The 12,717-nt window shown below is 68.0% G+C and carries 9 protein-coding genes and 3 pseudogenes; 4 read left to right on the top strand and 8 right to left on the bottom strand.

Translation table 11 applies throughout. From position 1 onward, the window contains the following. Window positions 1-273, bottom strand: a 273-nt coding sequence (locus G6R13_RS09865; RefSeq protein ID WP_163721582.1) for a transposase, incomplete at its 3' end; no start/stop codon positions are given. A 264-nt stretch (window positions 274-537) separates the two neighbouring features. Here G6R13_RS09865 and G6R13_RS09860 point away from each other — a divergent pair. Beyond that, entirely contained in the window at window positions 538-1,740 is a 1,203-nt protein-coding gene (locus tag G6R13_RS09860) for a polysaccharide pyruvyl transferase family protein (RefSeq protein ID WP_163721580.1), read from the top strand. Beyond that, window positions 1,737-2,939, top strand: coding sequence for a hypothetical protein (locus G6R13_RS09855; protein ID WP_163721577.1), 1,203 nt, complete (start codon window positions 1,737-1,739; stop codon window positions 2,937-2,939). Before G6R13_RS09860 ends, G6R13_RS09855 begins: the two co-directional genes overlap by 4 nt. Before the next feature lie 32 nt (window positions 2,940-2,971). Here the strand turns inward: G6R13_RS09855 and G6R13_RS09850 are convergent, their stop codons facing one another. Both G6R13_RS09850 and G6R13_RS09845 read right to left on the bottom strand, forming a co-directional pair. Continuing rightward, window positions 2,972-4,708 carry a WecB/TagA/CpsF family glycosyltransferase gene (locus G6R13_RS09850; RefSeq protein WP_240335735.1) on the bottom strand — a complete coding sequence of 579 codons (1,737 nt, stop codon included), beginning with the start codon at window positions 4,706-4,708 and terminating at the stop codon, window positions 2,972-2,974. Between the two features lie 173 nt (window positions 4,709-4,881). Continuing rightward, a pseudogene (locus G6R13_RS09845) lies at window positions 4,882-5,625 on the bottom strand (IS481 family transposase); the annotation flags it as partial. 84 nt (window positions 5,626-5,709) lie between these two features. Here G6R13_RS09845 and G6R13_RS09840 point away from each other — a divergent pair. Beyond that, a protein-coding gene (locus G6R13_RS09840) for an IS3 family transposase (protein ID WP_163721574.1) occupies window positions 5,710-6,860 on the top strand; the annotation gives its coding sequence in 2 pieces (ribosomal slippage) (window positions 5,710-5,980 and window positions 5,980-6,860; 1,152 coding nt in all). A gap of 13 nt (window positions 6,861-6,873) precedes the next feature. On the opposite strand, the pseudogene G6R13_RS09835 reads toward G6R13_RS09840, so the two are convergent. Both G6R13_RS09835 and G6R13_RS09830 read right to left on the bottom strand, forming a co-directional pair. Further along, a pseudogene (locus tag G6R13_RS09835) lies at window positions 6,874-7,140 on the bottom strand (leucine zipper domain-containing protein); the annotation flags it as partial. Window positions 7,141-7,240: 100 nt separating this feature from the next. Continuing rightward, window positions 7,241-8,584, bottom strand: a complete 1,344-nt coding sequence (locus G6R13_RS09830; RefSeq protein WP_012750929.1) for an IS256-like element ISMlu11 family transposase — start codon at window positions 8,582-8,584, stop codon at window positions 7,241-7,243. Window positions 8,585-8,655: 71 nt separating this feature from the next. Between G6R13_RS09830 and G6R13_RS09825 the strand changes: the two are divergent. After that, window positions 8,656-9,000 (top strand): annotated as a pseudogene (locus tag G6R13_RS09825) (very short patch repair endonuclease); the annotation flags it as partial. Window positions 9,001-9,090: 90 nt separating this feature from the next. Here the strand turns inward: G6R13_RS09825 and G6R13_RS09820 are convergent. The 3 genes from G6R13_RS09820 to G6R13_RS09810 form a co-directional block, all read right to left on the bottom strand. Beyond that, window positions 9,091-10,647 carry a DUF1846 domain-containing protein gene (locus G6R13_RS09820; protein WP_041102565.1) on the bottom strand — a complete coding sequence of 519 codons (1,557 nt, stop codon included), beginning with the start codon at window positions 10,645-10,647 and terminating at the stop codon, window positions 9,091-9,093. Window positions 10,648-10,714: 67 nt separating this feature from the next. Beyond that, window positions 10,715-11,728 (bottom strand): trimeric intracellular cation channel family protein, encoded by a 1,014-nt coding sequence (locus G6R13_RS09815; RefSeq protein ID WP_041102567.1) that lies wholly within the window; start codon window positions 11,726-11,728, stop codon window positions 10,715-10,717. Between the two features lie 72 nt (window positions 11,729-11,800). After that, a complete protein-coding gene (locus G6R13_RS09810) occupies window positions 11,801-12,700 on the bottom strand; it encodes a trimeric intracellular cation channel family protein (RefSeq protein WP_163721572.1) in 900 nt (299 codons plus the stop codon). Window positions 12,701-12,717 lie beyond the last annotated feature (17 nt).

Genomic DNA, 12,717 nt, shown 5'->3' with positions numbered 1-12,717 from the left:
ATAAGAGAGCTCCTTGAGCGCGGCCTTCTCCAGCTCCGCTTCCGCGAGCAGACGCTTCAGGGTCGCGTTCTGCTTCTCCAGCTCCTTCAGGCGCTTTGCGTCGTCGGCCTTGAGGCCGCCGTACTGGTTCCGCCACCGGTAGTACGTCTGCTCGGACACCCCGAGCTCCCGGCACACCGCCGCGACGTCCTGACCATCGGCGAGCATCCTGTCGGCCTGCCCGAGCTTACGGACGACCTGCTCGGGGGTGTGACGCTTCCTGCTGTTCGTCATGATCTGACCAGTCTCCCTGCCCGCGACCGCGGGCAACAGGACGACTCTCATAACGACTGGACCTACGAAACGGGGTCAGCCCACCGTGGCGCCGCGGACACGCGCCCACCGAATGATGGGGGGCAGTGGACTAGACTCGTCAGTGGCGATGACTTTCCACGCACGCCATCCATCCTCAGGGAATTTCTCGGTCATGACGTCGACAGGCGAGGTATGAGCTGGACAAGGAAGATCATCGGCCGTAGCGCGGTTGCACGCCGGGCGGTGGACATCGCGGTTGTGGGAGCTTCCCGGTCGATCGACCGGTACCGCCGCAGGCAGGCCGTCCACATCGAGAACACCTCCACTCATGGTCCCGTCAGCGTTGTCGTTCCCGCCGCCTTCGGGTCGTTCGGAGATGAGGCGCTTGCCTTCGGCGCCGACTCCCTGCTCGCGCGGGATGGGCGTCAGATGCTCGGCGTGGTCGCCGGTGATCCCGCACCGTGGAAGCGGGCCGGCATGTCCGGCGTCATGTCCGAGGACGAATACGTGGGCCCGTGGCGACTGGGCATGGGCCAGGGGGCGGTCGAGGCTCTGGTCCCTGGTGGGGAAGTATGGGTCCTGGGAGCGGACTATGCGGACGGTGTCTATGGACTCAGAAGCCTTGCATCGAGGGTCTCCCTGCTGAATCTGGCGGCGCGGTCCGGTCGCCGTGCGGCCCTCATCAATTTCTCCTTCCGCGAAGAGCCTCGTGCGGGCGCCGTCTCCCTTCTCCAAAGCCTTGATCGGCGCGTCTTCATCTCGCTTCGGGACGACGTCTCAGCGGAGCACTTTCGAGCAGCCACAGGCATGACGGCGAGTTCGTATCCTGACCTCGCGATGTTCCTGCGATCCAGGGCTACCGAGCAATCGGAGAGGCTCGCCCAGTGGCGCCGCGGCCATGGTCGGCCGACCATGGCGGTGGTGGGCAATGCCCACTTGGCTACTCACTTCGGGGGCTCCATCCCCGAGCTGGCGGAGGCATTCGCTGCTTTCTGCCGCGAAGCGATCAGTCGAGGGTGGGCCATCTCCCTCGTCTCGCACGACGTGCGGGATGAGCCGGGGGACAACCTCCTCCTCGAAGCCATCCGGACCCATCTCCACGAAGCGGACGACTCAGTCCGGTTGACGATTCCCTCCACTGCCGCGTCTGCGAAGGCTGCGCTCGGACAGTCTGATCTCTGCGTGACGGCGCGCATGCACCCTGCTGTTGCAACCCTGAGCCAGGGAGTGCCCACCTTCGGTCTGGAATACGTCGGCAAATTCACCGGCCAGTTCGCGTGGTACGGGGCCGAGCAGCATCTTGCACCGTGGACGGAGATCGTGGAGCGCCCGGTTGAGCTCGCCCGTCGCGTGGTGTCACAGGACTGGGAGAGCGAGCGTCGCCAGCTGACCGGAAGAGCTGAGGCGCTCCGTTCCTCGGATCCCGCGTGGCTTCAGGCCGCATGAGCATTGAACGGCGCGATCATCTGCTGAACGCCGTCGCATCCCTCCTCGTCCCGGCGGCCTCCTTGCTGTCGGCGCCCTTGTTGGCGCGGGCCCTGGGCCCGACGGCCCGTGGGGAGTTCACCGTCGAGCAGAGTCTCATCCTCACGGCATCGTCGCTGTTCGGCCTCGGTATCAGCGACATCGTCGCGACTCGGTGGCAGGCATTCAGTGCACGTCACCGGCTCAGACTGGCCTATCTGAACGTGGGGAGCGCCCTGGTCTTCTCCGGCGCCGGCCTGGTCTACTTGGCTTCGGCAGTCTCTCCGTCTGTCCTCGTCATGGGTCTGTGTCTCATCGCAGGAGGCGTGTTCGCGGCGGCCCTCGCCGAGCGGGGCATCGCCCTCTCTCGTGATGATCTGAGAGGGGTGGCAGCGGAGAAGCTCCTGGTCGTCACTTCTCGTCTCGCTCTGACGGTGATGGCCTTCGCATTCGGCGTGCTCGATCTCACGGTGGCACTGGTCACCCTGGTTCTGCCCCAGTGTGTGGGACTGGCATATCTACGGGTACGACGTTGGCAGGCGCAGAAGGCTGCGTCCTTCCGGCCCTGCACGGCCGGCCTGGGGGGCAGACTCGACTGGTGGACCGTCCTGGGTGGCAGCGGTGGAGTCCTGCTGGTGAACGGCATCCCCCTCGTCGCTCTGGCCGCGATCGGCCCCACTGAGGTGGGGTACTTCTCGGTGTGCATCCTCATCGCCGAGGTGTTCACTCTCGTCGCCAAGCCGTTCCGTGACGCGACGTTCACGTCGCCGTACGCGAGTGACTGGTCGAAGCTGAGGCGCCTGACCTGGTCCACTCTGGCCGTCCTGGTGGGAATCGGCCTGCTGGCGAGCGCCGTCATGTGGTTTGCGGTGCCGCTGGTCTTCGGCTCGGACTTCGTTCCGGCAGTTCCTGCGGCCTACGTGATGATCATCGCCGGCGTCTTGAAGGGCTGGGGCTACCAGCTGAATGGCGCTCTCACCGTGAAGGGCGATCACCGAGTGCGTGCGGTCAGCACCTACTCGGCTGTGGTCGTGAATGTCCTCCTTCTCTTCTTGTTCGCAGCCGGCGGTGCAGCAGGGGCGGCCCTCGCCTGCACCCTGGCTTATGCCGTGATGGCCGGATGGTCAGCTGTGTCGCTCTTCGTTTCGTCCCCGAAGAAGCCCGAAGACACAACCCCCTGAGGCTGGCCCAGCGGCAAGGAGATCGAAGACCCTCACCCGGTGCGGCGCGAAGCCCGCCCCATGGACACCAGGACGGGGGGACAGTCGATGAGGTAGCGACGGGCCAGACGCCTCGGGTTCTGCAGGAGGCGATGTACCCATTCCAGGCCGGCGGACTGCACGAGGGGGTGCGCCCTGGACGTCTCTCCCACGAACATGGCCAAGCCCCCGCCGATGTTGATGTAGAACGGGCCGGGTAGATGGGCCTCCAGCTCCATTCCGAAGATGTCCCCGAACGGAGGAGTGACAGCCAGGAGGACGATGTCTGCACCCCCAGCTGTCGTGATCTCGCCGGCGATGCGCTCTGGGGCCCACTCGTTCTTACGGCCCGTGTTCGTATAGGTCACCTGCGCGCCACGCGCCCGGATCGCCTCTGCGAAGGCCGCCACGGTGTCGGGTGACCCACCGATGACGGCGATCCGACGACCGGGGAGGCGGGGGTCGTGGACCAGGTTCTCCACAAAGGTGGCCCCGGTGACGCGGGCGGTCGCGACGCCGAGGCCGCGTTCGCAGAACACCTGGACGGGCCACCCATCAGCCGTGACACGCGCAGCTGAGCGCATCGCGGCGGCGAAACGCCGATTGTGCCCCAGCAAGTGGAGGTGATGAAGATTCACTGTCTGTACTCGGCCCGCGCCCGCGAACGCCACGTCCAACAGCTGGGCGTCGCTCGGGATGATGCGCTCTGCCAGGTCATCCCGTGCGAAGTTCTCCAGGATCGCGGAGGACAGGGGAAGGACGGTCGGCTCGCTGGCCTCCGCCTTCGGTTCCTGCCATGTCACATCCGTGTACTGCAGAACCCCCTGGCGGATTTCTCCCATCCTGTCCAGCCGCGTGCCGGTCAGACGGGCGGTGAGCCCGGCGACCATCTCGTCCGGCGTGTCGGCCGTGATCACCCACTCCACCGGCACGCCCGCATCCTCAGCCAGCCGCGAGGGCACGATGACGTCGACACCGTGCTCGATCGCCTCGAGCATCTTGACACTCACACCGGAAGTGGACCCATAACGGGGGACGACGACCACGTCCACGCGATCGTAGAACTCGCCCAGAGAGCTGACACGGCCCATTCCCACGACGCCGCTGCGCGGATCGTCGTACTTCTCAGAGCCACTGCCTGCGAGGACGACGCCGACCGGACGGCCAGACGCTTCCCGGACCCGGGGCACGATGGAGGTGAGGAGCTGATCGACCGCCTCTGCGTTCGGGGGCCAGGACATCTTTCCGAGAAGACCGACCGTCCGGGTCTCCGAGGGAGCCCGCCGTTCACCTCGGGATGCGAGCGGCAGGTGCTCCGCGTAGATCCCCCACTCGCGCAGTCGCACAACGTCGGTCTTCGAGAGGGCGTAGACGCGCCGGGGAGTCGAGAGCAGCCTCTCTTCGAGGCTCCGGAGCCGAGACGAGTTCCTCAGGACGCGCAGCAGTGCAGGGTCGTGGTGGCGCGACAGCTCCCAGTCGACATTGTGGGCGAAGTGCATATCGGGAGTCAGGCCGGCTCGCTCGGCGAGGAGCAGGGCGGGGAACTGGCTCGTTGCCACCAGGTCGAACGACTCGGCGGCCGCATGGATCCGATCTCTCACCCTGCCCGACTTCGGGCTCCAGACGAACTTGGCCTCCTGGTATGGCTCGCCCAACAGCACCATCCGGGTCAGCGTGGCCGCCAGCTTCCCCTTGTGACTGCGGACCTCCAGCGGGAGGTCGTCCTGCGATGCAGGATCCGCCACGGTCATGACGGTCACTTCGAACGACTCTCGGAGTCTCGCCAGGATTCTGCGGTCCACCCAGCTCGCGCCGCCCAGATCCTGGGCCTGGGGACTATAGGTCGTGATGAAGAGCAGACGGGGCGGCATTGGCATTCTCTCAGCTGGGCAGAGGTATAGAAAAGACACTCGCTGCCGACATCCTAGCTGTAGGAGGGCATGACGTTGTTGACTCGGGCCGGTGCCAACGAGGTTGGCGGGGCGTCTCCGCAGGAGGTATGAGGCCGATGGTAGTTGTAGTGGTTCACCCACACCGCCAGGGCCTCACGCCGAGCTTGCTCTGAGGTGTAGGGGCGGGCGTAGAGGACCTCATCGACCATCAGCCGGTTGTACCGCTCGACCTTCCCGTTATGGCGCGGGGTGTAGGGTCGGATCCGGTGATGCCGGCCTCCGAGCGAGACCACCTTCGCGGTGAAGTCCGCAGCCCGGTAGTTGTTTCCGTTGTCCGTGATCACCCGGTCCACGGTGATGCCGTGGGCGGCGAAGAGCGCCCGCGCCTGGCAGTAGAAGCTCACGGTCGTGGCCGCCCGCTCGTCCTCCAACGCCTCGGTGTAGGCCAGGCGGGTGTACCCGTCGATCGCCGAGTGCAGGTAGGTGTAGCCGACCCGCCGGCCAGGCCCGCGCTTGGAAGCACGGCCTGCTTCACTTTCACGTCCGTGGGTGCGCCAGCCGCCCCCGTCTGGGATCTTCCCGATCTTCTTCACATCCAGGTGCACCATGTGCCCCGGCCCTCTCGCGGTGATCTTCTGGGGTCGTTGGCGCAGGTCTTCTCCGGCCGGGGTCAGGTCCCGTAGGCGGGAGATCCCGAGTCGGTGCAGCCACCGTCCCACGGTGCGCAAGCACAGCTGGTGGCCCTCGGAGACGAGGTGGTGATGGATGCGCCGTGCGTGGGCTGACCCCGTTTCGTAGGTCCAGTCGTTATGAGAGTCGTCCTGTTGCCCGCGGTCGCGGGCAGGGAGACTGGTCAGATCATGACGAACAGCAGGAAGCGTCACACCCCCGAGCAGGTCGTCCGTAAGCTCGGGCAGGCCGACAGGATGCTCGCCGATGGTCAGGACGTCGCGGCGGTGTGCCGGGAGCTCGGGGTGTCCGAGCAGACGTACTACCGGTGGCGGAACCAGTACGGCGGCCTCAAGGCCGACGACGCAAAGCGCCTGAAGGAGCTGGAGAAGCAGAACGCGACCCTGAAGCGTCTGCTCGCGGAAGCGGAGCTGGAGAAGGCCGCGCTCAAGGAGCTGGCTGAGGGAAACTTCTAAGCCCGGACAGGCGCCGCGCCGCCGTCGATCACCTCAAGCGCAAGTTGCGGGTGAGCGAACGGATGGCGTGCCGTCTGGTCGGGCTGAGCCGCTCCGCGTACCGGCGACCGCTCAAGGGCGACACGGTCGCGGACCCGGATCGGGCGCTCAGGGAGTGGCTGCGCGCCTGGGCGAAGGACCATCCCCGCTACGGGTATCGGCGGGCGTATCACRACGCCCGCGCCGAGGGGYGGGTGGTGAACCACAAGAAGATCCAACGCCTGTGGCGTGACGAAGGGCTCCGGGTCCCGCAGCGGCGTCGACGCAAGCGCGTCGGGTCCTCGACCGTCGACGCGCCGACGGCGGACGCGCCGAACGTGGTGTGGGCGGTGGACTTCCAGTTCGACGCCGACGAGCACGGACGACCGATCAAGATCTGCTCGATCGTCGACGAACACACCCGGGAGTGCATCGGCGGSCTCGTGGAGCGCTCGATTACCGCCGACCGACTCACCGCCCACCTCGAGGACCTCGTCGCCGCCCGGGGCGCCCCGGCGGTGCTCAGGTCGGACAACGGGCCGGAGTTCATCAGCGAGGCGATGGCCGACTGGGCCGGCACCCGCACCGGCCTGTCCTACATCCCTCCGGGCTCGCCGTGGCGCAACGGGTACGTCGAGTCGTTCAACAGCCGGATCCGCGACGAGTGCCTCAACATCAACAGCTTCTACTCGCTGCTGCACGCACAGGTCATCATCGGCAACTGGAAGGACGAGTACAACCACCACCGCCGGCACTCCTCGCTCGGCTACCTAACCCCAGCCGAGTACGCTCGGCAGTGCACCCATCAAATGGAAACCGACGACTCACAGAACGTCCGGACCGAATGAAGGGGGCGGCTCATGCGGACCACTTGCGCTCCCGCCGCAGGGCGTGGATCTGGGCGACCAGGACCGGATCGAGCTGGGCAGGTGAACGGTGCGGCCGGCTGGGCAGGTCCTGAAGGCCGGCTTCTCCCTGGGCGCGGTAGCGGGCGACCCAGGTGGCCACCGTGGGCCGGCTCACCCGGAACTCGGCGGCCACGTGKGMCTGCGGGATCCCGTCGTGCAGGTGGCGGTGGACCATCCTGAGACGGCCAGTGGGGGTCAGGGGTGCGTTAGCGTGAGTCATGAGTGGGTCTCTTCTGGCAGGTGGGTTGTTGAGGAACTTCCATCCTGCGGGAGAGGCCCACTCGTCTGGGCGTGTCAACTTGTCTGTGTAAGCGGGGTGGTCACAGGTAGGGGTTGATCCGGTCGGGGTAGGCCGCGGCGAGCTGGGCGAGGGCCTGCTTCCAGTTCGTGACGGCCTGGCCTTCGACGAGCCGGCCCTGGGCTTTGCGCTGGCCGGCGGGTTTGCCCCGGTCCCGAGCGCGTTCGGCGGCGCGTTTGTCTTCGATGTTGCAGATCGCCAGCCAGAGCAGCTTCACCGCCGCCTCGGTCGAGGGGAAGTGGCCGCGGTTCTTGGTCACCTTCCGTAGCTGGAAGTTCAGCGACTCGATGCTGTTGGTCGTGTAGATGACCTTGCGGAGCATGGGTGGGAACTGCAGGAACGGGATGAACCGCTCCCAGGAGTTCGCCCAGGTCGCGGCTGCAGACGGGTACTTCGTGCCGAGCTCGGAGGCCTCGAACTCGGCCAGCGCCTTCCTCGCGGTCTCTTCGTTGGGGGCGGTGTAGATCGGCTTCAGCGCGGCGGCGACCTTCTTGCGGTCCTGGTAGGCCACGAACCGCATCGCGGCCCGGATCAGGTGAACCACGCAGGTCTGGACCATCGAGTCCGGCCACGTCGCCTCGATCGCCTCCGGCAGGCCCTTGAGCCCGTCGCAGCACACGATCAGCACGTCCTGCACGCCCCGGTTGGCGAGATCGGCGCAGACGTGGGCCCAGAACGCCGAGCCCTCGGTGTCCTGGACCCAGATCCCCAGCACGTGCTTGATGCCCTCGAGGTCCACGCCGACGGCGATGTAGGCGGCACGGTTGAGGACCTGGCTGTTCTCTCGGATCTTGATCCGGATTGCGTCGAGATAGATCACCGGATAGAACTCCTCCAGCGGCCGCGACTGCCACGCCAGGACCTCTTCGCTCACGGCGTCGGTGATGTTGGAGATCGTCTCGTGCGACAGGTCCGTGCCGATCGTGGAGGCCAGGTGGTGCTGGATGTCCCGGATCGTCATTCCGCCGGCATAGAGGCTGATGATCATGTCATCCAGGCCCCCGAGGCGCCGCTGGCCCTTGGGCACCAGGCGCGGGGTGAACGACCCGCCCCGGTCTCGCGGGACGTCCAGCTCGATCGGCCCGACCTCGGACTCCACGGTCTTCGGGGTGGTCCCGTTGCGGGAGTTGGCGTGCTTCGGCGCCTCGCTCGAGCCCTTCTCGTAGCCCAGATGGCTGGTCAGCTCGGCCTGCAGGCCCCGCTCGAGCGCGGCCTTGACCAGCGCGGGCACGAACCCGCCGTCACCGGTGAGCTCGACGCCGCCCGCGTCGATCTGCGCGAACAGGGCATCAAGCTGCCCTGAGGCTTTCAGCTGCTCGACCAGGTCCTGGCCCGAGGGCTCGCCTGGGTTCTTCTCGTCGATCATGGTCATGATTCTTACCGTTCCTCTCGGTACGGCTTACACAGACCATCTGACACGCCCCCGTTCGCCGTCTCCTCCATGCCGCCGGCCTCCGCTACCGGGTGAACGCGAAGCCGGAGAAGGACCTCCGCCGCACGGTGGACATCCTGTTCCGTCCCGCGCGCGTCGCCGTCCTCATCGACGGCTGCTACTGGCACGGGTGTCCCCAGCACTACATCGCGCCGAAGGCCAACGGCGGCTACTGGTCGGACAAGGTCGCCACGAACCGGGCCCGGGACCTGGAGACCACGCGCATCCTGACGGAGCGCGGCTGGCTCGTCCTCCGCTTCTGGGAGCACGAGGACCCGGCCGTCGTCGCGGAGCGAGTTGTCGCCGTCGTCAACGAACGGAGGCCCCGGCGAACCACCGGGGCCTCCTGAGCGGGCCGTGGCCCGCTCCCACTTCTCGAACGAAAACGCCCAGGGGTCGCCCGTTTCGTCAACGAAAGCGACCGCCCGAACCGCCCCGCCTCACCGCTTCCGGTACAGCCCCTTCTTCTGGAACTTCGGCTCGCTCGTGACGAGCATCCCCAGGGACCGGAAGATGCCCTCGTCCACGGAGCCGAGGATCGTCGTCGTGTGCACGTCGCAGCCCTCGAGGCTCGCCAGCTGCTCGACGGCCGCCTTCGCGTTCTCGTCGGTCGCCGCGGACACGGACAGCGCGATCAGCACCTCGTCCGTGTGCAGCCGCGGGTTCTTGGAGCCCAGGTGCACGGTCTTGAGCGTCTGGATCGGCTCGATCGAGGCGGGGGAGAGCAGGTGCACGTCGTCCTCGATGCCGGCCAGCACCTTGAGGGCGTTGAGCAGCACCGCGGCGGAGCAGCCCAGCAGCTCCGAGGTCTTGCCGGTCACCAGGGTGCCGTCCGCCAGCTGCACGGCCGCGCCGGGCTCACCGGTGCGCTCGGCCACCAACTGCGCGGCACCCACCACCGGGCGGTCCTCCGAGCTCAGGCCCAGCTTGGACATCACCAGGGCCACGCGCTCGGACTCGGTGTCGTCCGCGCCCTCCAGCGCCTCGTTGACTTGAGCCTTGTAGTAGCGCCGGATGATCTCCTGCTTTGCGGCCTCCTGGCACACCTCGTCGTCCACGATCGCCGCGCCGGCCATGTTCACGCCCATGTCCGTGGGGGACTTGTACGGGGTGGTGCCCGTGACCTTCTCCAGCAGCGCGGACAGCAGCGGGAACACCTCGACGTCGCGGTTGTAGCTCGTCACCCGCTCGCCGTACTCGGCCAGGTGGAACGGGTCGATCAGGTTGATGTCGTCCAGGTCCACGGTGGCGGCCTCGTAGGCGGCGTTCACCGGGTGCTCGAGCGGCAGGTTCCAGATGGGGAACGTCTCGAACTTCGCGTAGCCGGCCGGGATGCCCCGCTGCCGATCGTTGTACACCTGGCTCAGGCACGTCGCCAGCTTGCCGGAGCCCGGGCCGGGGGCCGTCACGACGACGAGGTCCCGCGTGGTCTCGGACCACTCGTTGGCACCGAAGCCCTGCTCCGAGACGATCGTGGACATGGCGTGCGGGTAGCCGGGGATCACGCGGTGGCGGGCCACCTTCAGGCCGAGGCGCTCGAGCTTCTCGAGGAACGCCAGTGCACGGTGGTTGGCGTCCTCCAGCTGCGTGACCACCACGTGCTCCACCAGGAACCCGCGCTCCCGGAACACGTCCACGAGGCGCAGGACGTCGTCCTCGTACGTGATGCCCAGGTCCGCGCGGACCTTGTTCCGCCCGAGGTCCTTGGCGTTGAAGCACACCAGGATCTCGGTCTCGTCCTTGATGCGGTCCAGCATCGCGATCTTGTTGTCCGGGGTGAAGCCGGGCAGGACGCGGGAGGCGTGCAGGTCGTCGAAGAGCTTGCCGCCCATCTCCAGGTACAGCTTCCCGCCGATCTGGCGGCGGCGTTCCTGGATGTGCTGGGACTGGAGTTCGATGTACTTCGCGCGGTCGAATCCGACGCGGTGGAGGGGGCCGGAGGCCGCGGCCTCCGTGGTCGTGCTGGCGGGGCGGGCGGTCTCATGCGTGCCGGTCATGGACTCTCAGCATAGACCCGTCCGCGGGGTGCGCGTGCGCGGCCCGGCGTCGGGCTCACCGCATCCCTCAGTCCCTCGGGTCCGCCGGGTCGTCCGCGATCCAGTCGTGCTCGGGGTCGTCGAAGCTGCGCGTGCGCCCGGTGCGCAGGTCGGTGACGTCCATGACGCCGGTGCCGCGGTCCAGGCGCACCTGCTGGTGTGAGGCGGGGTCGACGACGGTGATCGTCTGGGTCTGCGGGTCGTAGTCGTCCACCCGCACCTGGTCCTCGTACTCCTGCCGCGGGCCGTAGGACCCGTGCGTGTCGTCGTCGGGGAAGGCGGGGGCGCCGGGGGAGCGCAGCCGGCGCTCGAGGGTGCGCTCCACCCGGCGGGCGGCCGCCTCCTGCGCCTGCGTGGCCAGGCGCCGCAGACGTTCGAGGGACTCCTTGTCCTGGGAGATCTCCGCGCCGAAGAACCGCCACTGGTAGCGGTAGGCGATCATCCGCACCGCGAAGATCAGGAACGCGATGAGGAAGCCGGTGTACCCGTTGAGCGCGCCGTTCATGGCCACCACGGTCGCCAGCACCGCGCCCAGGAACGTGGGGAGGACGTAGACGCCGCGGGGGTCGAAGATGGACGGGACCTCGTTGGCGACGATGTCCCGCAGCACGCCGCCGCCCAGCGCCGTGACCATCGCGATCACCACCGTGGACACCGGGTGCACGCCCATCGAGTGCGCCAGCAGCACGCCGGACACCGTGAACAGGGCGAGACCGGCGGCGTCGAACAGGGTGATGGTCAGGTTCAGGCGATTCGGGTGGATCACCTTGACGTACACGAGCAGGGACACCAGCAGGGGCGGGGCCAGATAGACCGGGTTCTCCAGGGACGCGGGCAGACCCCGGTCCAGCAGGATGTCCCGTGTGAAGCCGCCGCCCAGGCCCGCCAGCAGGGACAGCGCCATCGAGCCCACCAGGTCGAACTGCTTGCGGGCCGCCAGCAGCGCCCCCGAGGTGGCGAAGAAGAAGATCCCGATCAGGTCCAGGGTCGTGAGCAGCCACGGGACGTCGGTGAGGGTGGCGAAGAACTGCTGCACGTCCACGGCGGCTCCTTCCGTTGGGTCCGGGGATTCACCGGCCATTGTCCCGTGCGGCCCGCGCAGTGGCTCGTTTGTTCACCCGGGTGTCCCCCGAGGTGTGACGTCTTCGTCGGCGCCGGGTGTCTCCTCGTTCGCCGGGGGGCCGTCCTCGCCGGGGGCGGCGGGCGGCCCGTCCCTGCCCTTGCGGTCGCGGATGTCCGGCACGGGCGGCTCGTCATGCGGATCCATGCGCTGGCGCTGGGTCTCCCCCGAGATCTCGGCCCCCGGGGCGAGCCACTCCCTGCGCAGCGACACCACGCGCAGCACGAGCACGAGCACCATCACCGCCGCCGAGGTCAGCGGGTTCAGGACCTCCGCCTGGCCGAGGGCCGCCGTCGTGCCCGCGCCGAGGATGGCCGGCAGCGCGTACCAGCCGCGCCCGCCGAACACGGCGGGCGGTTCCCCGGCGACGACGTCGCGCAGGATGCCACCCCCGACGGCGGTCACCAGGCCCAGCACCGCGGCGGCGACCGGGCTCAGGCCGGCGAGCAGGGCGATGCGCGTGCCCACCACGCAGTACACGGCCAGGCCGACGGCGTCGAAGGCCATGACGGCGTGGTGGCCGCGCTCGCCGTCGAAGATCCGGAGGAACACCGCCAGCGACGCGACCGCCGGCAGGATCAGGTACCAGGGGTTGTCGAAGGCCGCGGGCACGTCCCGGCCGACCACGAGGTCACGGACGACGCCGCCGCCCGTGCCCACCATGAGGGCCAGCAGAAGGGAGCCGACGATGTCGTAGCCCTTGCGCACGGCGAGGACGGCGCCCGAGATCGCGAAGAAGAACACGCCCACGAGGTCCACGGCGGTGATCGCCGCGGTGATCGCGTCGGCGAGCTCGCCGTGCGCGTCGATCGGCTCGGGCACGTCCCGATCGAGTTCGGCGGGGTCCTTGGGGGTGGCGGACAGCAGCCACACGGGGAGAGACGGAAGCAGCACCCGCCCATCGTCCCCCG

The sequence above is a fragment of the Micrococcus sp. Alg238-R198 genome, assembly GCF_900537135.1.
Classification (GTDB): domain Bacteria; phylum Actinomycetota; class Actinomycetes; order Actinomycetales; family Micrococcaceae; genus Micrococcus; species Micrococcus luteus.
Note: the sequence above shows the minus strand (reverse complement) of the source record. Positions and strands in the feature narration are given on the sequence as shown.